This window comes from Neisseria subflava, from assembly GCF_005221305.1.
GTDB lineage: Bacteria > Pseudomonadota > Gammaproteobacteria > Burkholderiales > Neisseriaceae > Neisseria > Neisseria subflava.
Genome location: NZ_CP039887.1, coordinates 966,036 through 990,676, shown reverse-complemented (window position 1 = coordinate 990,676; position 24,641 = coordinate 966,036). Strand labels below are relative to the sequence as shown.

Here is a 24,641-nt window from a genome sequence, read left to right as displayed (position 1 = left end):
GATTTTTCCTTAATGGTTTTCGGTTTGCTGCATACGAGCCATTTGTGCGCGTGCTTTGTGGCGGATGTAAAGGGCAAGGCTGCCGATTTGGGCAAAAACGGCTGCAAAGGCAAACAGAAAGGCGGCAAAGGCAAATTGTTTGCTGTGAATGCTCAGAAGATAAGCGCCCAACAGAATCAGTACGATAAACATCAGGGTAAACAGGGCAGTCAGGAGCAGATAGGCTTTTTGTCGGGTCATGGCAGCTTGGGTAAGGGGAAAAATGTTCTGATTATAACGTCAGATTAGGAATTTGAAACCATGCCGTATTCGTTAAAAAGGCCGTCTGAATATTTCAGACGGCCTTAAGTCGAATAACGGATTAACGCAATTCTGTGTGCAGGCGGCTCAACAATGTGGAGGCATCGCTGCCTTTGTATGGGCTGCCGTCTTTGTTCAACAGATGGAGGCGTGCGCCATTGTTGATAGGCTCAACATAAACGATGATTTCAGGATAAGTTTTTGGCGCTTCTGCTTTGCCTTTGCCAAATACGCGTTTGAACAGACCCGGTTTTTTATTGGCAACTGCTTCGCCTTCGGTTGGCGCTTGTTGAACCAAGAAAGCGCGGCGTTCGGCATTTTGACCGATAACAGTCAGACCGATGCGGTCAAGCGCAAGGGCGGTACGGCGCCAGTTGCGGCCGTAATCGCCTGCCAGCAATAAAGTGCCATTGTCCACACGCGCCAATTCAGACGCATTGCTGCGGGCTGCAACGCTTTGGGTCAGAGCCTGTTCGGCCTGCTGACTGTCAACGCCCAAATATTGCATAAAGCGGGCGAGGAATGCGGCTTCGAGGTTAGGGTCGTTTTCACCCGGCTGCCACATCGTAGTGTCTTTTTTACGGTCGGCATAAACTTCTTTCATGCCTTTGTGGGCGAAGAAGATATCGGTCGAACCATTTTTACCTTGTTCGATGCGGATGATGAACTTGTCGCGTTCGCTGGTAGAGTAGATACCGCCCAAGCCGACTTTATCCAACAGACGGCGCAGGCTGTCTTGAGGGATTTTGGCTCGGTTTTCTGCCCACTCGGTTTCCATTTGACCGATGGCAGGTTCTTCAGATTTGATGTCGAAACCGTTTTCTTGCCAGAACACTTTCAGCAAAGGCCAAATTTCGCGAGGCGATTTGCCTTCGACAACCAACCAGCGTTGGTTGCCGTCACGCTCAAGGCGTACGCCTTTAACGGATTTCAAAACTTCTGCATTGGCAGGTTGTTGTACGGCTTGGGTACGGCGTTTGTTGAAATCGCTGGCGCGGACGGCGCCGCTGCCTGCTGGTAATTGATAGAGGTTGCCTTGGTCTGGGTTGTTCAAATCAGGTGGTACTTCCAGTTTGACCAAGCGGTGTGATTGACTTTGATAGTCGAGTTTGGGTTGTTCTTTTTTGCTGTCGGAACAGGCAGTCATGCTAATCAGGGCGAGGGCTACTACGATGGGTTTGATATAGGTCATCTTGTTTTCCTGTGGATGAAGTTCTTAACAGGGAGGCCGTCTGAAAAGGGTGTTTGGGATTCAGACGGCCTTATTTCCGGATCAGATTTGTCCTGATTTTTCCAGAGCAGCTCGGACTTTGGCTTGACCGGCTTCGGTCAGTGCTACCAAAGGCAGACGAACATGGGGTTCGCATTTGCCCAATAGGCTCAGACCCCATTTGGGCGCGGCTGGACTGGGCTCGCAGAACATGGTGTTATAAATTGGGATAAGTTGCTCGTTTAGACGACGGGCGGTCGCAATATCGCCCTCAAGGGCGGCTCGGCACATGTCGGCAAAGAGTTTCGGTGCGACGTTGGCTGCGACGGTTACCACGCCATGACCGCCACACAGCATGAAAGGCAGGCCGGTAGGGTCATCGCCGGATAAAACGACAAAACCTTCAGGAACGCTGTTGATCAATTCGATGTTCTTGCCGATATTGCCGCTGGCTTCTTTTACGCCGACGATATTCGGAATCTCGGCCAAACGCAAAATAGTGTCGTTGCTCATGCTGACGACGGTACGGCCGGGAACATTATAGATAACCATCGGAATCGAAGTAGCTTCGGCGATGGCTTTGAAATGTTGGTAAATGCCTTCTTGCGAAGGTTTGTTGTAGTAGGGAACAACAGATAAGGTGTAGTCCGCACCGGCTTGCTCGGCGGCTTTGGAAAGGGCGATGGCTTCGACAGTATTGTTGGCGCCTGTGCCGGCGATAACGGGAACGCGCTTGTTGACGTGTTTGACAGTGGCTTCAATAACGGCCAAATGTTCTTCGACAGGCAGGGTGGCTGACTCGCCGGTAGTGCCGACTGCGACGATGCCGTCGGTGCCGTTTTCAATGTGCCAGTCGATTAAGTCGTGAAGTTGTTCGTAGTTGATGCTGCCGTCTTGATTCATCGGAGTAATCAGGGCAACCAGACTGCCTTTTAACATACGGAAACCTTTAATTTTATGGTGTGGGTGAATTATGCAGTGGATTGTAGCTTACTTTGTTGTTTGTGTGAAACATATCCGCTAAACGGCTTTACTGTTTAATGGCGACTTGTCATTATCTTAATGAATAATACATTTTTAAATCATTGGTTTGTTTGTTTTGAGATGGAAAAATAATGTCAAGAATTAAAATGTGTTAAGGCGGTTTGAGGCCGTCTGAAAACGGTTGGGCGGAACTTTCAGACGGCCTGACGGTTTTGAATTTGCTGATACATTTCAAATTGGTTAAAATACGCATCTTAATATTTTTTAACGATTCTTGAGAGAAGGTTCAACATGGCCGGAATGACTGAAAAACAAGCGGAACCGCTTGATTTGGTTTATGGTTTGGAAGATAAGCCGCCGTTTGGGAATGCGTTGTTGAGTGCGGTTACGCACCTTCTGGCGATTTTTGTTCCGATGATTACTCCGGCACTGATTGTCGGTGGGGCGTTGGAGCTGCCGGTTGAAATGACGGCTTATTTGGTGTCGATGGCGATGGTGGCTTCCGGTGTCGGCACTTATTTGCAGGTCAACCGTTTCGGGCCGGTCGGTTCGGGCATGTTGTCGATTCAGTCAGTCAACTTCTCTTTTGTTACCGTGATGATTGCACTCGGTACTGGTATGAAAGAGGGCGGTTTGACTGAAGATGTGATGATTTCAACGCTTTTGGGCGTGTCCTTTGTCGGCGCGTTTTTGGTGTGCTTCTCCGCTTGGCTTTTGCCTTATTTGAAAAAAGTGATTACGCCGACTGTAAGCGGTGTGGTCGTCATGTTGATTGGTTTGAGCTTGGTACATGTCGGCATTACCGATTTCGGCGGCGGCTTCGGTGCGAAAGCAGACGGTACGTTTGGCTCGATGGAAAACCTGGGTTTGGCATCGCTGGTGTTGCTGATTGTATTGGTTTTCAACTGTTTGAAAAATCCATTGTTGCGCATGAGCGGTATCGCGGTGGGTTTGATTATCGGTTATATTGTTGCGCTGTTTTTGGGCAAAGTAGATTTTTCCGCCCTGCAAAACCTGCCACTGATTACCCTGCCTGTTCCGTTTAAATATGGTTTCGCATTTGATTGGCACGCGTTTATCGTTGCCGGTGCGATTTTCTTGTTGAGTGTATTTGAAGCGGTAGGCGACTTGACGGCGACTGCGATGGTCTCCGAGCAGCCGATTGAGGGTGAGGAATACACCAAACGTCTGCGCGGCGGCGTATTGGCAGATGGTTTGGTGTCTGTGATTGCGACTGCGTTGGGCTCTTTGCCTTTGACTACTTTTGCGCAAAACAACGGCGTGATTCAAATGACCGGCGTGGCTTCGCGCCATGTGGGCAAATATATTGCGGCGATTTTGGTATTGTTGGGCTTGTTCCCTGTTATCGGCCGCGCGTTTACCACGATTCCGAGTCCGGTTTTGGGTGGTGCGATGGTGTTGATGTTCGGCCTGATTGCGATTGCTGGTGTGCGGATTTTGGTCAGCCACGGTATTCGCCGTCGTGAAGCGGTCATCGCGGCTACTTCTGTCGGTTTGGGTTTGGGCGTGGCGTTTGAACCGGAAGTGTTCAAAAACCTGCCGGTATTGTTCCAAAATTCAATTTCTGCCGGCGGTATTATGGCGGTATTGTTGAACTTGGTGTTGCCGGAAGACAAAACCGATAAAGCGGTTAAGGTTGAAACCGACAGTTTGGATCACTAAGCAAGCTTTGTTCAAAGGCCGTCTGAAGTTTCAGACGGCCTTTGGTTTTTCGGCTATAATATTGTTTTTATTTGTTATCCGAGTGGTTCGGATAGCTCTACCCGGAAAGGTTTTATATGACGGTTTATTCACTTTTTATCACTTGTCCTCGCGGTTTGGAAGCACCTTTGACGCAGGAACTTGAAAACATGGCATGTCAGGATATCCGTGCTGTTGACGGCGGTGTGGCATGTAAAGGCACGATGGAGCAGGTGTATCGCATCAACCTGCATTCGCGCGTTGCCAGCCGTGTTTTGCTGCGCTTGACCAAAGGCGGTTATCGCAACGAACACGATATCTACAAACTGGCACGAAATCTGCATTGGACAGGTTGGTTTAAGCTGGAGCAGACCTTCAAAGTTAAAGTTGAAGGCAAGCGCGCCAATGTGAAAAGCCTGGATTTTGTCGGTTTAAAGATCAAAGATGCCGTCTGTGATGCCTTCCGGGATATTTATGATGCGCGTCCGAGCGTGGGCAAAATCAACCCCGATATCCGCATTCATGCCTTTATCGATGAGCGCAATGTGGAAATCTTTATCGATACTTCCGGCGAAGCTCTCTTCAAGCGCGGCTATCGTCAGGATACCGGCGAAGCGCCATTGAGAGAGAATTTGGCGGCAGGTTTGCTGCTTTTGGCAGGCTATGACGGTACGCAGCCTTTCCAAGACCCGTTTTGCGGCAGCGGCACGATTGTCATTGAGGCTGCATGGATTGCGACACACCGTGCGCCGGGCTTGATGCGCCGTTTCGGTTTTGAAAAACTGCAAAACTTCGACAAAGAAAAATGGCAAGCCCTGCGCCGTGAGGCTGAAAAACAAATCAAACCGGCCGCCGCGCCAATTTCCGGCAGCGACAACGACCGTTATATGATCCGTGCCGCATTGGCCAATGCCCAAGCCGCCGAAGTGGATAATTTCATCCGCTTTGACGTGCAAGATGCGCAGGCTGCACGACCAAACGGCGAACACGGCATTATGATTTCCAATCCGCCTTATGGCGTGCGCCTTGCCGAAATTCAGGCTTTACAGGCGCTTTATCCTCAACTGGGCACATGGTTGAAACAGCATTACGCAGGTTGGCTGGTTGGGATGTTTACCGGCGATCGCGATATGCCGAAATTTATGCGCCTTTCTCCGAAACGTAAAATTCCGCTGTTTAATGGCAACTTGGATTGCCGATTGTTTTTGATGGATATGGTTAAAGGCTCGAATCGGGGCTAAAACCTGAAATTGAGGCCGTCTGAAAGATGATTTCAGACGGCCTTTTTTGTTTTATTTAGATAGACTTTGCTATAACGGAGTTTGTTTCTCTTATTTTAATTTTAGGCCGTCTGAATCGTGTTTAGACGGCCTTTTTATTGGTATAAAGTTGAACTTAATATAGTAATTTACAATTGGTTAAATAACAAAAATCTATTATATGGATAAAATTCATTGTTAAATAAAAATACCATATCTAGTAGTATTGTGTTTTAATTCACACCATATCTTGTGTTTATGGTATTGCAATGAGCAGCTTGAAATTTACAGTTGAGCAAATTGTTTGGCAGGAAGTGCCAGGCGAAGTGTCGCTGGCATTTCTGTTTTCAGGCTGTCCGCTGCGTTGCAAAGGTTGCCACAGTGCCGATACATGGAAAGAGGGCATCGGCACAGAATTGACCGAGGATTATTTAAAAGGCCGTCTGAAACGCTATCGCGGATTAATCAGCTGTGTGTTGTTTATGGGCGGGGAGTGGCAACCGAAAGCCTTGCAGAAAATGCTGGCCATCGTGACGCAGGCGGGTTTGAAAGCCTGTTTGTACACCGGTCTGGAGCGTGAAGAGCTGGAGGCGGTTTCAGACGGCATCCTGCCTTATCTGACGTATCTGAAAACCGGCCGCTGGCAGATGGAGCTGGGCGGCTTGGACAGCCCGACCACCAATCAGAAGTTTGTCGATTTGCGCACGGGCGAAGTGTTGAACCGATTGTTTATCAAAGACAAACCTGCACCTAAAGTTTTTCCAGTGGCTTCAATTTAGCCTGGTGCTGTATTGCACTGATTTAAATTGAATTTATTGTATTCGCTGACAGCGATGTTTCAGACGGCCTGACCGTCATTGCTTGATAAATCATCCAAACCTTACAGGAGAATTAACATGATTCGGCTGCATCCCGAGCAGTTAAACAGTAAACTGCAATTCATGCACGACTACATCAGCGCGCAAAACGCGGCGGACGGCTCGAAAATGGACGCCAACGCCAACGTTACCCAGAAAAACATCGCCACGATGGAAGCGGAAATCATGAAAGACTTTTTCGTGCAGATTAACCGTGCCCAAGTGTCGCGCAAAATTGCCGAAATTTTCGACCAATCCGTCGCCGAAGAATACATCCGCCAAATTGAGGCGCATGAGATTTATGTACACGACGAAACCAGCCTCAAGCCTTATTGTGTGTCGGTTACGCTGTATCCTTTCCTACTCGACGGCTTAAGCAAACTCGGCGGCGAATCAAAGGCACCGCAGCATCTAGCTTCGTTTTGCGGTTCGTTTATCAACTTGGTGTTTGCCATCAGCGCGCAGTTCGCTGGCGCGGTGGCGACGGTGGAGTTTCTAACCTATTTCGACTACTTTGCCCGCAAAGACTACGGCGACGATTATTTGGAAACCCACGGCAAAGAAATCGCCAACCATATGCAGCAGGTGGTGTACAGCATCAACCAGCCTGCCGCCGCGCGCGGCTATCAGAGCGTGTTTTGGAATATTTCTGTTTACGATCAATACTATTTCGACGCGATGTTCGGCGATTTCGTCTTCCCCGATTTTGAAAAACCGGTGTGGGAAAGCGTCGCCAAACTGCAAAACTTCTTCCTGAAATGGTTTAACCAAGAGCGCACCAAAGCCGTTTTGACCTTCCCTGTCGTTACCGCCGCGATGCTGACCGACGGCGGCAAATGCAAAGACACCGTGTTTGCCGACGAAATGGCGAAAGAGTTGGCGGAAGGCAATTCCTTCTTCGTTTATCTTTCCGATAATCCCGACTCGTTGGCTTCCTGCTGCCGCCTGCGCAACGCCATCGAAGACCGCACCTTCAGCTACACACTCGGGGCGGGCGGCGTGGCGACCGGTTCCATCAACGTCATCACCATCAACATGAACCGACTGGAACAAGACGGGCGCGACCTTGCCGCTGAAGTTGCCAAAATCCATAAATACCAATACGCCTACCGCAAACTGATGGAAGAATACCAAGCTGCCGGAATGCTGCCCGTTTACGATGCAGGCTTTATCACGCTGGACAAACAGTTCCTCACCATCGGCATCAACGGCATGGCGGAAGCCGCCGAATCGCAAGGCATCAAAGTCGGCTACAACGACGATTACATCAACTTCGTCCAAGGTCGTCTGAAAACCATATTCGAAGCCAACCAAGCCGCCAGCAAACACTACGGCGTGAAGTTCAACACCGAGTTTGTCCCCGCCGAAAACCTCGGCGTGAAAAACGCCAAATGGGACAAAGCTGACGGTTACAAAGTCAGCCGTGAATGTTACAACTCCTATTTCTACGTCGTCGAAGACGAAGAAATCAACGCGCTCGACAAATTCCTGCTGCACGGCAAAGAACTGGTGGACTGGCTCGACGGCGGCTCCGCGCTGCACCTGAACCTCGACGAAGCCCTGCCCGAATCCGGCTACCGCTCGCTCTTGGACATCACCGCACAAACCGGCTGCAACTACTTCTGCGTGAACGTGCGCATCACTATTTGCAACGAATGCGGCCACATCGACAAACGCACCCTGCACGCCTGTTCCGCCTGCGGTTCGCACGACATCGACTACGGCACCCGCGTCATCGGCTATCTGAAACGCGTATCTGCATTCAGTAGCGGACGGCGCAAAGAACACGCGCTCAGACATTATCACCGTAAAGCGGCGTAATCGTTAAAAAAGGATTACTTACAAAAGCGAAGGCCGTCTGAAATTTCAGACGGCCTTTAGGATGTTTGGATAGACTGATTCTTTCAATGATATGATTTTAATTAAATTAAACAACAATACTTGACACTTTAATATAATGAATTAACATATAATCTCCTTTAACTCAAACTCGAAAAAAAGCGAGAGACATATGAAAACATCAGCTTTATTAGCAGCTTTATTGGCAGCCCTGTCCCTGTCAGCATGCGGCGGCGGTTCAGGCTCATCTTCTTCTGCCGTTTGTGACGAGTACGAAAAAGCATTTGCCGAAGCAACTAAAGACGTAGATGCCGCAACCAAAGACATGATGCAAAAATCTTTTGAACAAACTAAAGAAGCACTGAAAAACCTGCCGGCAGACCAACGCGATGCAACTTGTAAAACTTCTTTGGACGCTTTGAAAGGCGTTCCTGCTGCCGAAACTCCTGAAGAAAAAGCCGAAGAAGCCAAAGATGCTGCTGAAGAGGCTAAAGAAGACGCAAAAGACGCAGCGGAAGATGCCAAAGAAGCTGCTGAAGACGCTAAAGAAGAAGCTAAATAATACGGCTAAGCTTTATAGAAAAACGGATTCCAATAATTTGGAATCCGTTTTTTGTTTTGTAGATCAAGGTAGGTGTTTTTGAACAAGGAATTATTGCTTTCAGACGGCCATATTTAATGCCGTCTGAAAGCGTTAGTTTTAACTAAGTAAAATTTACAACAGCAAACCATTAATCAAACAACCGCGTGCGTGCGTATCGCACACACCCTACGCGTTGGTTTTGAAGTTCCGTGTGATTCGCAGGTAGGGTGTGTGGCGTAGCCACGCATGCGATTGTTTGGGTATGTAAGTTACGGATTATTCTACGTATTGATTTTAAAGTTTCGCGTGATTCACAGGTAGAATGTGTGCAGTACGCACGCGGTCGGTAATTTTTTATAGTATTCACTCCCCAAAACTCATTACTGCCGTTTCTTTCGTCCCGCCCCAATCCAACGGCAACCATCCATCTCGAATATAACGGTGGAACGACGAAAACGCCCAATCGCGAACATTGCCGCACAATCCATGTTTGACGGGATTGAAATGGATGTAGTCTGCGCAACGTTGCAAATCCGTTTCGTCGCGCACGGTGTGTTCGTAAAAACGCCGTTGCCAAATACCGCGTTCGTGCCGCCGCTGTTTGCTGGCGGACAGGTTTTCGGCATGAGGGAAATGTGCGGAGAATTTGGTTTTAATCAGCCGCCAGCGTAGGGAATAATCCGCATCGTCGGGCGGCAGCGTCCAAATGGCGTGAATGTGGTTCGGCAGCACGCATACGGCGACGGTTTCAAAGGGATATTGTTTTTGCACATCCATATAGGCCGCACGCAATAAGTCGATATATTCGACAAGCAGGTGCGATTTCGGGTTGGCGAGTTTGACGGTGAAAAAGAATGTGCCGCCGGCAATGAAGTTTCTGCGATAACGCGCCATAGGATTTTTGTTTGTGGTTTGGGTGTTGGAGAAGGAATGGTTTGTTTTTTAGGGTTTAATTTTGTTGAAGCTGGCACTTTCAGACGACATTGGAGGCCGTCTGAAAAGTTGAAACGGTAAACCGTCAATCAAATAACCGCGTGCGTGCGTACCGCACACACCCTACACGTTGGTTTTGAAGTTCCGCGTGATTTACAGGTAGGGTGTGTAGCACAGCCACGCACGCGGTTGGTTGGATATGCAGGCTACGGCTTATTACAGATTATATACATTAATTAGGCAAATCTTTTCATATTCTCCCGCAAAACTTCTAAAAATGTATGATTCCTCGATTTTGCGTCATTAACAATCGCATCGAATGAAATGACAAAAGTTGGTGTAGGTACCTCTCCTATTGTTTCTGATTCTGTTTCATCTTTATAGATAAAGGTTTTGTTTTCCTTATAAAAAATCTTTCCTTTTGAGAATAATGGAGAATACCCCGACTGCATTAGTTGCCGATTCATAGTGTGGTCAATATCAACGACCGCATAATACCACATACGTTGAATGTTCTTACAATAGTTTACTAATTTATTAGAGCGATCTAGTAATTGATTAATAGCATACATACTATTTTTTAAATCATCATCTGCATCTTTAATCTCAATTACTACTACATCAACTTTTTCATTATTAGTAGGATCGGCAGAAAAAATTAAAGCAATATCAGGTCTTCCTCTCTCATCAGATGCCTTCTTCTCATCATCCAACTGAATTTCTTGGATAATTTTTCTCATTTCCTGTTCGCTTAGAATGGTTCTAAATGACATAAATTTATCATCCAATAACCATGCATTATTTTGATAAATATTAGAAACAAGACTCTCTTGCTCAAATTGATGGTATCTTGGAATAATTAAATTATGTATCTCTGCTTCTTTGCTCTTGCTATTAACTAGATCCTCCATTTTAGAAATAATCTTTTCACGATAAAGTACATATTCAGTTAATACTCTCGATGAAAATTCAAGAGATTTTTGGTATTGTTCATCGGAAAGATTCTCTGCTTCTAAAATTCTTTTTTGTTCCTGAAAAAGATGAGATTGAGCGCTATCTAATGCTTCATCTTTATCAATTAAACCAACAATGTTCTTATCAAAATACCCAAGCAAATGAGGGTAATCCCTCTCAAAATTTTGCTTAGTCTCTTTATTCTTCTCTGAAATAACTGGAATTCTATCAGATAAAATTTCTCCGATCTTATTACGTAATAATCTGTTTAATTGGTTTTCACTTATTTCATCAGGTAAATTGAATCTTTGACGAGACATATCTGCACAGTTATTAAACAACTCTGACTCAAATAAGAATATACAATAATAGCCTGTATTAGGTAAAACATTTCTTTTTAAGAAGTTATCAGCCAAGACTGTACGGTTATCAATATTAAAAGCCACTTTCAATTGACTAATTTTATCAACCTCTTGAATTAAATAAGAAGTTTTGATTTTATATTCTTGTCCTAAATTGCTTTGTATGGATATAGGATTAGCTGTATCTATTATTAAATTTGGCAAATCTTCCTTAGTGATAGATACCTTGTCGCTATATAAATCACCACCACCATCCGTATCTATTTTTAAATCTATCGTTATTTCAAACGGAATTGATTGTTGAGCAAGTGTGTTTAGCTTTGGTAAAAAATGCTCAATAATAGCAAACTTAAGTTCAATTGGTCGTATATAATCATATTTATGTATTTTCTTCCCAGTAAATTCACAGAATAATAACTCTGTTTTCTTTGTTTTATTTTGTTTATTTCCTTCTGTAATGTTTTTAATATCATCTTTATCAAAAGTAAATGATCTACTACCTTCCAACCATTCGCTTTGAATTTTTACTTTCTTGAAATATTTCAAAAAAACTAAACGTCCAATACCTTTATGCGCTTCATCTTTTGGAGTTAATAATGTTTTAAATCTATTAAAATTCTCATCTATAAATCCATCTCCATTATCAGTAATCTTAATTTTCAAAGTATGAAAAGCCGTTTTATCTTGGATATTAATCTCAATATTAATTTTTGTAGCATTTGCATCTAATGAATTAGCAATAGCCTCGAAATAAACTAATGATAATGCAGGTTTTGGAAAAAAGAGTTCTAATGCATTTTCTGTTTCAATTCTCATGGAAATATCCTCAGATGTTAATTCTTATTTAAGATATCTTTCAAATATCGAGCAGTATAGCTATTTTTGGCCACGCTAGCCACTTCCTCGGGGCTACCACAAGCAATAATCCTCCCCCCGCCGTCGCCGCCTTCCGGCCCTAAGTCCACAATCCAATCGGCGGTTTTAATCACGTCAAGATTATGCTCGATAATCACAATCGAGTTGCCTTTGCCTTTCAGACGGCCGATGACTTCCAGCAGCAGGGCGATGTCGGCGAAGTGCAGGCCGGTGGTGGGTTCGTCGAGGATATAGAGCGTTCTGCCGGTGTCGCGTTTGGAGAGTTCCAAGGCGAGTTTGACGCGCTGGGCTTCGCCTCCCGAGAGGGTGGTGGCGGACTGGCCGAGGCGGATGTAGCCGAGGCCTACGTCCATCAGGGTTTGCAGTTTGCGCGATACGGTGGGGACGGCGTCGAAAAATTCGCGGGCTTCTTCGACGGTCATGTCGAGGACTTGGCTGATGTTTTTGCCTTTGTATTGGATTTCGAGGGTTTCGCGGTTGTAGCGTTTGCCGTGGCAGACTTCGCAGGGGACGTACACGTCGGGCAGGAAGTGCATTTCGACTTTAATCACGCCGTCGCCTTGGCAGGCTTCGCAGCGGCCGCCTTTGACGTTGAAGGAGAATCTGCCGACGTTGTAGCCGCGTTCGCGCGAGAGGGGGACGCCGGCGAAGAGTTCGCGGATGGGGGTAAACAGGCCGGTGTAGGTGGCGGGGTTGGAGCGCGGGGTGCGGCCGATGGGGGATTGGTCGACGTTGATGACTTTGTCGAGGTGTTCGAGGCCGCGGATGTCGTCGTATGGGGCAGGTTCTTCTTGGGCGCGATTGAGTTCTCGGGCGGTGATTTTGGCGAGGGTGTCGTTAATCAGGGTGGATTTGCCGCTGCCGGATACGCCGGTGATGCAGGTAATCAAACCGAGCGGCAGTTCGAGGGTGACGTTTTTGAGGTTGTTGCCGCGCGCGCCTTTGAGGACGAGCATCCGGTCGGGATTGACGGGCGTGCGTTCAGACGGTACGGCAATGGTTTTTTTGCCGCTGAGGTATTGTCCGGTAACGGATTTTTCGCATTTGGCGACGTTTTCGGGTGTGTCGGCAATCAATACGTTGCCACCGTGTTCACCCGCGCCCGGGCCCATATCGACGACGAAATCGGCTTCGCGGATGGCGTCTTCGTCGTGTTCGACCACAATCACGCTGTTGCCCAAATCGCGCAGGCGTTTGAGGGTGGCGAGCAGGCGGTCGTTGTCGCGCTGGTGCAGGCCGATGGAGGGTTCGTCCAAAACGTACATCACGCCGGTCAGGCCGCTGCCGATTTGACTGGCGAGGCGGATGCGCTGGGCTTCGCCGCCGGAAAGGGTTTCTGCGGAGCGGGAGAGATTGAGGTAATCCAGCCCGACGTTGATCAGGAAGCCGAGCCGTTCGGTGATTTCTTTGAGGATTTTTTCGGCGATTTGTTTTTTGTTGCCGTCTAAATCCAGCGTTTCAAAGAATTGGTGGGTTTTGGTCAGCGGCCAGGCGGAAACTTCGTGCAAGGGTTCGCCGCTGACGTAAACGTAGCGCGCTTCTTTGCGCAAACGTGCGCCGCCGCAGCTCGGGCAGGCGCGGTGGTTTTGGTATTCGCGCAGTTTTTCGCGCACGGTTTCGCTGTCGGTTTCGCGGTAGCGGCGTTCGAGATTGGGAATGATGCCTTCGAAGGCGTGGCTGCGGTTGAAGGTGGTGCCGCGTTCGGACAGGTAAGTGAAATCAATGACTTCTTTGCCCGAGCCGTGCAGGATGACTTTTTTGACTTTTTCAGGTAGCATTTCCCAAGCAGCCTGCACATCGAAACCGTAATGCCGCGCCAGCGACTGAATCATTTGGAAATAGAACTGGTTGCGCTTGTCCCAGCCGTCAATCGCGCCCGTTGCCAGCGACAATTCGGGGTGGGCGACCACTTTTTCGGGGTCGAAGAAATTGGTGTTGCCCAAGCCGTCGCAAGTCGGGCAGGAACCCATCGGGTTGTTGAACGAAAAGAGGCGCGGCTCCAACTCGGGCAGGCTGTACGAACACACGGGGCAGGCGAAACGCGCGGAAAACCAATGTTCTTCGCCGCTATCCATCTCCATTGCCAGCGCGCGCTCGTTGCCGTGGCGCAGCGCGGTTTCAAAACTTTCCGCCAGCCGCTGCTTGATGTCCGCCTTCACTTTCACGCGGTCGATAACCACGTCGATATTGTGCTTGATGTTTTTTTCCAGCTTCGGCACTTCGTCCAACTGATAGACCTCGCCGTCCACGCGCACCCGCGCAAAACCCTGCGCCTGCAAGTCGGCAAAGAAATCGACAAACTCGCCCTTACGCTCGCGCACCGCCGGCGCCAGAATCATCACGCGCGTGTCTTCCGGCAGCTTCAACACGGCATCGACCATCTGCGACACGGTCTGGCTCGACAGCGGCAGCTTGTGTTCGGGGCAATACGGCGTACCGACGCGGGCGTACAAAAGGCGCAGGTAATCATGGATTTCCGTTACCGTGCCGACGGTGGAACGCGGATTGTGGCTGGTGGATTTCTGCTCGATGGAAATCGCGGGCGACAGGCCTTCGATCAAATCGACATCGGGTTTGTCCATCATCTGCAAAAACTGCCGCGCATAGGCGGACAGGCTCTCGACATAACGCCGCTGCCCTTCGGCATACAGCGTGTCAAACGCCAGCGACGACTTGCCGCTGCCCGACAGCCCCGTGACCACCACCAGCTTGTGGCGCGGAATGTCCAAATCGACGTTTTTCAAATTATGCGTGCGCGCGCCGCGGATGCGGATGGTGTCGTTGTCGTGTGAATGTTTGGGATGATGGTTGCACATGGTGTCAGGCCGTCTGAAAAATAAAATAAACGGCTATTGTAGCACTTTTCAAATGACAGACTGGATAGATAAAGCATTTGATATAAAAGAAACAAAGAGGCCGTCTGAAAATATGTTTTCAGACGGCCTTGATATAGATGGATCAGCTTATCAGTCGATTTTGCGGAGAATTTCGCGCAGGGCTTTTTGCCAGTCGGACGGTTTGATACCAAACTTGGTCTCTAGGCGTGAGCAATCCATAATGCTGTATGCCGGACGCGGAGCGGGCAGGGGGTATTGTTCGGTGGTGATTGCGTTCAGTTCCGGAATGCGGAAGCTGTCGTCTAATTGGTGGGCCGTCTGAAAGATGGCTTTGGTAAATTCGTACCATGTTGCCGATTTATTGCCACAGTAATGGAAGATACCGCGTGGGGAAGTAGGCTGTTGCAATAAACTGATGATGGCATGAGCCAAGTCACCTGCATAAGTCGGGCAACCGGTTTGGTCATGAACGATGGAGAGGGAGTCACGCTCTTTAGCAAGGCGCAACATGGTTTTGACGAAATTGCTGCCGTATTCGCTAAACAGCCATGAAGTACGGACGATTGTACTTTCCGGATGCGCGGCTAAAGCCAAAAGCTCGCCTGCAACTTTGGATTGACCGTAAGTGCTGCGCGGATTGGTGTAGTCGGTTTCGCGGTAAGGGCGTTTGCCTTCGCCGTCGAATACATAATCAGTGGAAATATGAATAAAGCGCGCGTGTGCGGCGCGGGCGGCTGCGGCCAGGTTGTGAACAGCGGTTGCGTTGACGGCAAAAGCAGCCTCTGCGTTTTCTTCTGCTTTATCGACGGCAGTGTAAGCTGCGGCATTAACGATGGCATCTGGTTGGAAGTTTTTGATCATGTGATGCACGGCTTCGGTATCGGTAATATCCAGCGAAGTAGAATCGGTAGCAATCAGTTCCCAATCTTCGGGTAGGCGGTCGCGCAGACAACGGGCAAGCTGGCCTTTGGCTCCGGTCAATAAAGTACGCATGGTTGAGTATCTCCTCTGATAGTTGTTAAATAGGTATTCGTGTCATTATAGTGTAAATACGACAAATTCACATTATTGGCGTAGAACAAAATGCAGAGTCGGCTGTATTAGGGTTAATTATTGATATTATCTATCCATAATAATAACCGCTTATTGGTATTATGTTTGCTTACTATAACTATAGTTAAAGTTCAGCTTTCAACAAGATAGATAAAGGATCTATGCTGTTTGAGAGAGTGTGAATCAATGTTGATGTTTTTATTGTTGCTAGGATAATGGAATTTAAAAACAGGCAAAACTCCGTCCTTTTGTCGGAAAATTCTACCGTTTGATATTTTTCAGTAAATATCTTGAAAAATATAACTAAAATAATAATTGAGCAAGGGCGGATTTGCTCATTCCTCTAGCTCGATATCTTTATTAACTATTTTGGGAGTAATTATTATGGCATTATGTTACGGTAGGTATCATTGGAGAGCCCTGGCTAGTAGTAAGCCTTACGGTGCTTTTATTCAAAAGTTTAACGACTCTTCTCACATCTGCACTTCATCAAAACCTTCTGTTTCTACCGGCAGCACCGCTAGAATTGGCAGCGTGCAAAAGCCTTTCTGCCCACCTTACCACCCTTGGCACACCAACCCGAGCAATCGGCTCCGATATCCAAAACCACAACCAAAACCTCAGCGTAAACCACCTCAACCAAAACCTGAGCCACAACCAGAACCGCAACCACAAAAACCTGTGCCACAAAAACCTGTGCCACAAAAACCTGTGCCACAAAAACCTGTGCCACAACCACAACCAAAACCACAACCAAAACCTGAGCCTAAGCCTAAGCCAGAGCCAAAACCTAAGCCAGACTGCAAAGACTGTGCTGACGACCATAACCAAAACAACTCATACGGTCACGAAGACAAAAATCCAGGTAATATCATCCGAGCCAACGTTATCCGCGGTACTGATGCTAAAGATACCATTTATGGTACTGCTGGCGAAGACATCATCTACGGTGGCAACGGCGCAGACGTAATCTACGCCGGTGCAGGTAATGACACCATTTACGGTGATGCCGACGGTGACTCTCTGTACGGTGAAGAAGGTAAAGACTACCTGCAAGGTGGTGACGGTAACGACTACCTGAACGGTGGTTCCGGTGCTGACATCATGCGCGGTGGCGACGGTAACGACGTTTATTTCGTTGACAATGCCGACGACCAAGTTATCGAGTACGGTAATCTGAACGGCGGTATCGATACTGTTCGTACAGTTATCGACTACACCTTGACCGATAACGTTGAAAACCTGTTTTTGCAAGGTATGCAAAACCTGAACGGTACCGGTAACTCTTTGAACAACAACATCGAAGGTAACGGCGGCAACAACCATCTGTACGGTTTGGCCGGCGATGACTGCCTGGTTGGTAAAGACGGTAACGACTACCTCGACGGCGGTGTCGGCAACGACATCCTGATCGGCGGTACCGGTAACGACACTTACTTCTTCGACAAAGGTTACGGTCACGACACTATCCGTGAGGAAAGCGGTAATGACACCCTGTTGTTCGGTAAAGGCATTGCAGCTTCCGACGTATTGCTGAGCAAATCAGGTGCCAACCTGACTGTTTCTGTCGGTGCTGACCGCATCACCATCGACGACTGGTTCACCGGTAACAATCACAAAGTTGAAAACTTCAAATTTGCTGACGGTAGCACTTACCAAGTAACCGGCCACGGTGACTACTACTCTCTGTCTGCTGTGAACCACATCCAAGAACAGACTCAAGTTTCTGGATGGTAATTTTCAGGGTTCTTCTCTGAAATCAACGGTTAAGGCCGTCTGAAACCAAAATATAAGGTTTCAGACGGCCTTTATTTCGTAAACAATCTGACGAAAAATTCCAAATTGGGCTAAAATGTCGCATTCTTCTGTCTATCTAAGAGATACCCGAAATGTCTGAAATCAGCTTGAAAAAAATTTACTCCGGCAAAGTACGCGATTTGTATGAAATTGACGATAAACGAATGTTGATGGTTGCTTCCGACCGACTGTCTGCATTTGATGTGATTTTGGATGACCCGATTCCGGGAAAAGGGGAGATTTTGACGCAGATTTCCAATTTTTGGTTTAAAAAACTGGCTCATATTATGCCTAACCACTTTACCGGCCATACCGTTTACGATGTTTTGCCTGAAAACGAAGCCAAAGTTTTAGAAAAACGCGCCGTCGTGGCTAAAAAACTCACTCCGGTGAAAGTGGAGGCTATTGTGCGCGGTTATCTGGCAGGCAGCGGTTGGAAAGATTATCAAAAGACAGGCTCTGTCTGCGGTATTCAACTGCCTGAAGGTATGCAGGAAGCGCAACAACTGCCTGAAGTGATTTTTACGCCATCGACCAAAGCTGAGGTTGGCGATCATGATGAAAACATTAGCTTTGAAGAATGCGAACGCATTATCGGAAAAGAATTGGCGGCGGAAGTACGCGCCAAAGCGATTCAGCTTTATACAGAAGCGGCCGAATATGCCAAATCCCGCGGTATCATTATTTGCGACACCAAGTTTGAGTTTGGTTTGGACGAAGAGGGTACGCTGACTTTGATGGACGAAGTGTTGACGCCTGATTCCAGCCGTTTTTGGCCTGCCGACCAATATAAAGTCGGCACCAATCCGCCGTCTTTTGACAAACAATTTGTCCGCGACTGGTTGGAGCAAAGCGGTTGGAACAAAAAAGCGCCGGCGCCTAAAGTGCCTGCCGATGTGATTCAAAAAACAGTCGAAAAATATCAGGAAGCATTGACTTTACTGACTCAGGATTAATTTTTAAGTTTGAAGGCCGTCTGAAAGTGATATGTTTCAGACGGCCTTTTTATTGTATCAATACTGGATTTTAAGGATGGTTGCCTTTATAATCGAGAGTTGTTTTCAGTGCCTTAAAGGCCGTCTGAAAGCTTGTTTATAACCTGCCGCACGGTCTGAAACCCTAACTATGCACATTCGGATTTTAGTGTGCATTATTAGTGTTTTAGCAGTGCGGTATTTTGAAAGGAACAATAATGTTCAATAAACACGTTAAGACCTTCCAATACGGTAATCAAACCGTTACTTTGGAAACCGGCGAAATTGCTCGCCAAGCCGCTGCTGCCGTTAAAGTATCCATGGGCGACACCGTTGTTTTGGTTGCCGTTACTACCAACAAAGAAGTGAAAGAAGGCCAAGACTTCTTCCCTCTGACTGTCGATTACCTCGAGCGTACTTACGCAGCAGGTAAAATCCCCGGCGGTTTCTTCAAACGTGAAGGCAAACAAAGCGAAAAAGAAATCCTGACCAGCCGTCTGATCGACCGTCCGATTCGTCCTTTATTCCCTGAAGGTTTCTACCACGACATCCAAATCGTAGCGATGGTCGTGTCTGTTGACCCTGAAATTGATTCTGACATTCCTGCAATGTTGGGCGCGTCTGCCGCGCTGGTGTTGAGCGGCGTACCGTTTGCCGGTCCGATTGGTGCGGCACGCGTGGGTTATGTAAACGGCGTGTACGTTTTGAACCCGACTAAAGCCGAATTGGCTAAATCACAATTAGACTTGGTTGTTGCCGGTACTTCTAAAGCCGTGTTGATGGTGGAATCCGAAGCCAACATCTTGTCTGAAGAAGTGATGCTGGGTGCGGTTGTTTACGGTCACGATCAAATGCAAGTGGCCATTAACGCCATCAATGAGTTTGCCGACGAAGTCAACCCGGAAGTCTGGGATTGGAAAGCTCCTGAAACCAATGAAGAATTGGTTGCAAAAGTACGCGAAATTGCCGGTGAAACCATTAAAGAAGCGTTCAAAATCCGTCAAAAACAAGCGCGTTCTGCCAAATTGGACGAAGCTTGGAATACTGTAAAAGAAGCGTTGATTACCGAAGAAACCGACACTTTGGCAGCCAACGAAATCAAAGGCATTTTCAAACACTTGGAAGCCGATGTTGTCCGCAGCCAAATTTTGGACGGCCAGCCGCGTATTGATGGTCGCGACACCCGTACCGTTCGTCCGCTGAACATTCAAACCGGCGTATTGCCGCGCACTCACGGTTCTGCATTGTTTACCCGTGGCGAAACCCAAGCTTTGGCGGTTGCCACTTTGGGTACTTCACGCGACGAGCAAATCATTGATGCGCTCTCCGGCGAATACACCGACCGCTTCATGCTGCACTACAACTTCCCTCCATACTCTACCGGTGAAGTGGGTCGTGTAGGTGCGCCAAAACGTCGTGAAATCGGTCACGGCCGCTTGGCTAAACGTGCGTTGTTGGCCGTATTGCCAGAACCTGAAGATTTCAGCTACACCATGCGCGTGGTTTCTGAAATTACCGAATCTAACGGCTCTTCTTCTATGGCTTCCGTCTGCGGCGGCTGCTTGAGCCTGTTGTCTGCCGGTGTGCCTTTGAAAGCACACGTTGCCGGTATCGCCATGGGTCTGATTTTGGACAACAACAAATTTGCAGTCCTGACCGACATCTTGGGTGATGAAGACCACTTGGGCGATATGGACTTTAAAGTAGCCGGTACAACCGAAGGTGTGACCGCGTTGCAAATGGACATTAAAATCCAAGGTATTACCAAAGAAATCATGCAAATCGCTTTGGCTCAAGCCAAAGAAGCACGTTTGCACATCTTGGATCAGATGAAAGCAGCCGTTGCAGGCCCGCAAGAGCTGTCTGCACACGCACCACGCTTGTTCACCATGAAAATCAACCAAGACAAAATCCGTGATGTGATTGGTAAAGGTGGCGAAACCATTCGTTCGATTACTGCTGAAACCGGTACTGAAATCAACATCGCTGAAGATGGTACCATTACTATCGCTGCGACTACTCAAGAAGCAGGCGATGCGGCGAAAAAACGCATCGAAGAAATCACTGCCGAAGTGGAAGTGGGTAAAGTGTACGAAGGTACTGTGGTTAAAATCCTCGACAACAACGTTGGCGCGATTGTCAGCGTGATGCCGGGTAAAGACGGTTTGGTACACATCAGCCAAATCGCTCACGAGCGCGTACGCAATGTCAGCGACTACCTGCAAGTAGGTCAGGTCGTAAATGTAAAAGCATTGGAAGTAGACGATCGCGGCCGCGTGCGCCTGTCTATCAAAGCTTTGCTGGAAGCACCTGCACGCGAAGAGAAAGCAGCCGAATAATCTGATTATTCAAGCTTGAAACAAAAGGCCGTCTGAAATTTTCAGACGGCCTTTTGTTTATTTAGAAGATGAGTTTAAAAAACAAGTTTCGCCTTTACTTTGATTGAACGGATTACTACAATGCTTGCAATTTAATAAATATATTAATCTCTCAAGGAGTATACAATGAATGCTACGCAATTAATCAGCCGACTGACGCAAACTGTCGGCGAGAAATACATCATCACAGACCCGGCAAAAACCGAACAATACCGTCAAGGCTATCGTTTTGGCGAAGGCAAGGCGTTGGCAGTTGTCCGTCCGGGTACGGTTTTGGAAATGTGGCAAATTTTGCAGGCGTGTGTTGAGGCTGATGTTATCGTGATTACGCAGGCCGCCAATACTGGCCTGACCGGCGGATCGACTCCTGACGGTAATGATTACGACCGCGATATCGTGATTGTGAATACCATGCGTCTGAACATCATTCAGCCGATTAACAATAACGAACAGGTTGTCTGCCTACCCGGTTCTACCCTGAATCAATTGGAGCTGCTGCTGAAACCTTTAGGCCGTGAGCCACACTCCGTGATCGGCTCGTCCTGTATCGGTGCTTCTGTATTGGGTGGCGTATGTAATAACTCCGGCGGCGCTTTGGTACAGCGTGGCCCGGCTTATACGGAAATGGCTCTGTTTGCACAAATCAACGAAGAGGGCAAACTGGAGCTGGTCAACCATTTGGGCATTGATTTGGGCGAAACCCCTGAAGAGATTTTGACCAACTTGCAAGGTTTCCATTACCAGCGAAAAGACATTACGCAAGATGCCGGCAAGGGCCATGACCATGCTTATTGCGACCATGTGCGCAAAGTGGATGAGCCGACGGCCGCACGCTTTAATGCCGACCCAGCACGCCATTACGAAGCATCAGGTTGCGCGGGCAAGCTGATGGTGTTTGCCGTACGCTTGGATACGTTCCCACAAGAAAAACAGACTGCCGTTTTCTATATCGGCACCAATGATATTAATGAGCTGACCGATATTCGTCGTGCTGCTTTGAGTGAGTTTAAAAACCTGCCTATTTCCGGTGAGTATATCCATCGTCATGCTTTTGATATTGCTGCCGTTTATGGTAAAGATACTTTTTATATCATTAAGACGTTCGGTACCCACCAACTTCCGAAACTGTTTGATCTGAAAGCCCGTGTGGATAGATTCAGCAAAAAGATAAGTTTCTTACCAAAACACTTCTCTGATAAATTCATGCAACTGATCAGTAAAATTTTGCCCGATCACTTGCCGAAGTCTATGCGCAACTATCGGGATAAATATGAACATCACCTGATTTTAAAAATGGGTGGCGAGGGCGTAGAAGAAGCGCGTGCTTTCTTGAAGGAATATTTTGCAACCCATGGCGGCGCATTCTTCGAATGTAATGCCGAAGAAACGCAGGCGGCCATGCTGCATCGCTTTGCTGTGGCTTCTGCCGCGATCCGTTACCGTTCTGTACATGATGATGAAGTAGAGGATTTGGTTGCACTCGATATCGCCTTGCGTCGTGATGATCGTGATTGGTTTGAAACACTGCCACCGGAAATCGACAATAAAATCATCCATAAATTGTATTACGGACATTTTATGTGTCATGTGTTCCATCAGGATTACATCATTAAAAAAGGCAACGACTGCATGGCCTTGGAACATGAAATGCTCCATCTGCTTGACCAACGCGGCGCACAATATCCTGCCGAACACAACGTCGGTCATCTGTATGAAGCCAAGCCTGCGCTGAAACAATTCTATAAAAAACTTGACCCGACCAACAGCTTCAACCCAGGTATTGGTAAAACAAGTAAGAAGAAAAACTGGGCTGAATAAAGCATAGTGAAAAACAAAGGCCGTCTGAACATTTCAGACGGCCTTTTTATATGTTTGTTTATTAGAACAGGTTGCTGATGAAAATCAGCAGAATAACCAACGGTACGAGGTATTTCACATAAGCAAACCAGATATTGACGGTGGTATGGTTGCCTTTGTAGAGCAATTCCTCCTTCGCTTCATCTTTCATCACGAAGCCGACAAACAAGGCAGAGCCAAGCGCGGTCAGCATAAACAGGATGTTGCCGCTGATATAGTCAAAGGCATCAAAAATGTTTTTACCAAATACGGAAATATCTTTCCATGGGCCGTAGCTCAAGATGGACGGGATATTGCCGAAGATAAAAATACCTGCCAGTACGATGGTAATCGCGGCTGCGCGGCGGATTTTGGTTTTCTCCTGAATGGTCGTAATCAACACTTCATAAATGGTCAGAGAAGTGGTCAGCGCGGCAATCAGAAGCAGGGAGAAGAAAATCACTGCAAACACTGGGCCTGCCCACATATTGGAAAACACGATCGGCAGGCTTTGGAACACCAGCGTCGGGCCGGAGTTAGGGGCAACGCCAAAGCTGAAGAGGGAAGGGAAAATCATGAAGCCCGCCAACACGGCAATCAATGTGTTGGTAATCGCGGTAATTACGGCCGTCTGAACCAGATTTTCGTTTTTATCCAGATAGCTGGATAACGTAATCATCACGCCGAAACCCAAGCTCAAGGCGAAGAATACTTGTCCTAAAACGAAGACGAACAGTTCGGTTGTAATTTTGCTGAAATCAGGTTTCAGATAGAAGGTAATGCCTTCCATAGCGCCCGGCAGGGTAACGTTGCGCACGACCATGGCAATCAGGAATAAAAACAGCAAAGGCATTAGGTATTTTGCCGCTTTTTCAATACCGCCGATCACGCCTTTGACCAAGATCCATTGGTTTACAACCACAAATAGGAAGGTGTAGAAAGCAATTTCCCAAGGGCTGTTTTCGATGTGTTCCGTAAAGAAGCTTTTGGTGACTTCGCCGGAAACCGGACTGGAAATGTCCAAATTACCGCCGATGATATTGATGATGTAGCTGATCACCCAGCCGCCGAGCACCATGTAATAGGCCATGATGCCGAATGCGCCGAGCAGGCCCATCCAACCGACCAATTTCCAAACTTTGGCAACGGGTTTGCCATTCATTGTGCCGCCAAACGCATCCAGCGCGTTCACGCCTTTACGGCGGCCGATGACGTTTTCCACCAAAATCATCGGAATACCGATGACCAGCATGGCAATACAGAACAGAAACACATACGCGCCGCCGCCGTTTTCACCGACCAAATACGGGAAACGCCATGTTGCGCCAAAGCCGACAGTCGCGCCGGCAACGGTAAGGATGTAAGTCAAACGGTTGGACCAGGTTTGACGGGGTTGATTGGAAGACATAAATACTCAGATGTATAAAAACAAAGACAACATTTTACCGCAAAGATTTAACGAATCTTGACTAAAGTCTAAAAAGAAAATTAGTTAAAAAAACCATGTAGTAAAGAATTTTTAGTGGATTTATCTGGTTTGATTGGTATTAAAACCTGCAAACAGAGAATTTGGCTGAAGCGATATGAATGATTGAAAGAGCCGTAACGATAAAGGCCGTCTGAAAAGTAGGATATGGGAAAAGGTTGTTGTGAGGATATTGGATAGCACCAAGGTGTGCTTTCAAGTATGTCGGCAACAAAGATGGTATTTATCTAAGGCTGTCTAATAACATCCTGTAACCTTAGCTTGGATAGTCGCTGATAGTTTTTCTTTCTATAAAACGATTTGTCTGAAATGGGAACGGCACAGATTGATGCGGAAGAGACGAGAAAGAGAAAAGGAGTAATGGCAAGTTAATGAGTGGAGACGGGGTTTAGCAATGATGGCTTCTTTAGATGAGATGGGCC

Annotated in this window: 18 protein-coding genes; 9 read left to right on the top strand and 9 right to left on the bottom strand. The window is 47.5% G+C overall.

Annotated features, from left to right (window positions below; all coding sequences use genetic code 11):
• Window positions 1-9 precede the first annotated feature (9 nt).
• From FAH66_RS04795 to dapA, 3 genes are all read right to left on the bottom strand, one after another.
• Window positions 10-240 (bottom strand): NGO_0222 family membrane protein, encoded by a 231-nt coding sequence (locus FAH66_RS04795; RefSeq protein ID WP_137040854.1) that lies wholly within the window; start codon window positions 238-240, stop codon window positions 10-12.
• Between the two features lie 121 nt (window positions 241-361).
• A complete protein-coding gene (bamC, locus tag FAH66_RS04790; RefSeq protein WP_425271370.1) occupies window positions 362-1,447 on the bottom strand; it encodes an outer membrane protein assembly factor BamC in 1,086 nt (361 codons plus the stop codon).
• 126 nt (window positions 1,448-1,573) lie between these two features.
• Window positions 1,574-2,449: a 4-hydroxy-tetrahydrodipicolinate synthase gene (gene dapA, locus FAH66_RS04785; RefSeq protein WP_049351544.1), complete on the bottom strand. Its 876-nt coding sequence runs from the start codon at window positions 2,447-2,449 to the stop codon at window positions 1,574-1,576.
• 336 nt (window positions 2,450-2,785) lie between these two features.
• Here dapA and FAH66_RS04780 point away from each other — a divergent pair, with 336 nt between their 5' ends.
• The 5 genes from FAH66_RS04780 (at window position 2,786) to FAH66_RS04760 (ending at window position 8,712) form a co-directional block, all read left to right on the top strand.
• The gene (locus FAH66_RS04780) at window positions 2,786-4,177 is read left to right on the top strand and encodes a nucleobase:cation symporter-2 family protein (protein WP_137040852.1); all 1,392 of its coding nucleotides are present in this window, start codon (window positions 2,786-2,788) and stop codon (window positions 4,175-4,177) included.
• A gap of 116 nt (window positions 4,178-4,293) precedes the next feature.
• A complete protein-coding gene (locus FAH66_RS04775) occupies window positions 4,294-5,436 on the top strand; it encodes a THUMP domain-containing class I SAM-dependent RNA methyltransferase (protein ID WP_137040851.1) in 1,143 nt (380 codons plus the stop codon).
• A gap of 287 nt (window positions 5,437-5,723) precedes the next feature.
• Complete coding sequence (nrdG, locus tag FAH66_RS04770; protein ID WP_137040850.1) at window positions 5,724-6,233, top strand: anaerobic ribonucleoside-triphosphate reductase activating protein; 510 nt, start codon at window positions 5,724-5,726, stop codon at window positions 6,231-6,233.
• 117 nt (window positions 6,234-6,350) lie between these two features.
• Window positions 6,351-8,132, top strand: coding sequence for an anaerobic ribonucleoside-triphosphate reductase (nrdD, locus tag FAH66_RS04765; RefSeq protein ID WP_137040849.1), 1,782 nt, complete (start codon window positions 6,351-6,353; stop codon window positions 8,130-8,132).
• A 190-nt stretch (window positions 8,133-8,322) separates the two neighbouring features.
• Window positions 8,323-8,712, top strand: coding sequence for a DUF5339 family protein (locus tag FAH66_RS04760; protein ID WP_049344783.1), 390 nt, complete (start codon window positions 8,323-8,325; stop codon window positions 8,710-8,712).
• A 384-nt stretch (window positions 8,713-9,096) separates the two neighbouring features.
• On the opposite strand, the gene FAH66_RS04755 is transcribed toward FAH66_RS04760, so the two are convergent.
• The 5 genes from FAH66_RS04755 to FAH66_RS10820 form a co-directional block, all read right to left on the bottom strand.
• Window positions 9,097-9,627 (bottom strand): REP-associated tyrosine transposase, encoded by a 531-nt coding sequence (locus tag FAH66_RS04755; protein WP_137040848.1) that lies wholly within the window; start codon window positions 9,625-9,627, stop codon window positions 9,097-9,099.
• A gap of 275 nt (window positions 9,628-9,902) precedes the next feature.
• Window positions 9,903-11,798 carry an ATP-binding protein gene (locus tag FAH66_RS04745; protein WP_137040847.1) on the bottom strand — a complete coding sequence of 632 codons (1,896 nt, stop codon included), beginning with the start codon at window positions 11,796-11,798 and terminating at the stop codon, window positions 9,903-9,905.
• Window positions 11,799-11,815: 17 nt separating this feature from the next.
• On the bottom strand, window positions 11,816-14,674 hold the full coding sequence (gene uvrA / locus FAH66_RS04740; RefSeq protein WP_137040846.1) for an excinuclease ABC subunit UvrA: 2,859 nt from the start codon (window positions 14,672-14,674) through the stop codon (window positions 11,816-11,818).
• A 150-nt stretch (window positions 14,675-14,824) separates the two neighbouring features.
• The gene (rfbD, locus tag FAH66_RS04735) at window positions 14,825-15,688 is read right to left on the bottom strand and encodes a dTDP-4-dehydrorhamnose reductase (RefSeq protein WP_137040845.1); all 864 of its coding nucleotides are present in this window, start codon (window positions 15,686-15,688) and stop codon (window positions 14,825-14,827) included.
• Between the two features lie 580 nt (window positions 15,689-16,268).
• On the bottom strand, window positions 16,269-16,466 hold the full coding sequence (locus tag FAH66_RS10820) for a hypothetical protein (protein WP_167480318.1): 198 nt from the start codon (window positions 16,464-16,466) through the stop codon (window positions 16,269-16,271).
• Between the two features lie 8 nt (window positions 16,467-16,474).
• On the opposite strand from FAH66_RS10820, the gene FAH66_RS04725 reads away from it, so the two are divergent.
• The 4 genes from FAH66_RS04725 to dld all read left to right on the top strand — a co-directional run bounded on the left by FAH66_RS04725 (window position 16,475) and on the right by dld (window position 22,715).
• Window positions 16,475-17,485, top strand: a complete 1,011-nt coding sequence (locus FAH66_RS04725) for a calcium-binding protein (RefSeq protein WP_244285025.1) — start codon at window positions 16,475-16,477, stop codon at window positions 17,483-17,485.
• 152 nt (window positions 17,486-17,637) lie between these two features.
• The gene (locus tag FAH66_RS04720; RefSeq protein ID WP_003683512.1) at window positions 17,638-18,501 is read left to right on the top strand and encodes a phosphoribosylaminoimidazolesuccinocarboxamide synthase; all 864 of its coding nucleotides are present in this window, start codon (window positions 17,638-17,640) and stop codon (window positions 18,499-18,501) included.
• 236 nt (window positions 18,502-18,737) lie between these two features.
• Window positions 18,738-20,858: a polyribonucleotide nucleotidyltransferase gene (gene pnp, locus FAH66_RS04710; RefSeq protein ID WP_167480317.1), complete on the top strand. Its 2,121-nt coding sequence runs from the start codon at window positions 18,738-18,740 to the stop codon at window positions 20,856-20,858.
• A gap of 165 nt (window positions 20,859-21,023) precedes the next feature.
• Complete coding sequence (dld, locus tag FAH66_RS04705) at window positions 21,024-22,715, top strand: D-lactate dehydrogenase (RefSeq protein WP_137040844.1); 1,692 nt, start codon at window positions 21,024-21,026, stop codon at window positions 22,713-22,715.
• Between the two features lie 61 nt (window positions 22,716-22,776).
• On the opposite strand, the gene FAH66_RS04700 is transcribed toward dld, so the two are convergent.
• A complete protein-coding gene (locus FAH66_RS04700; protein WP_137040843.1) occupies window positions 22,777-24,141 on the bottom strand; it encodes a sodium-dependent transporter in 1,365 nt (454 codons plus the stop codon).
• Between the last annotated feature and the right edge of the window lie 500 nt (window positions 24,142-24,641).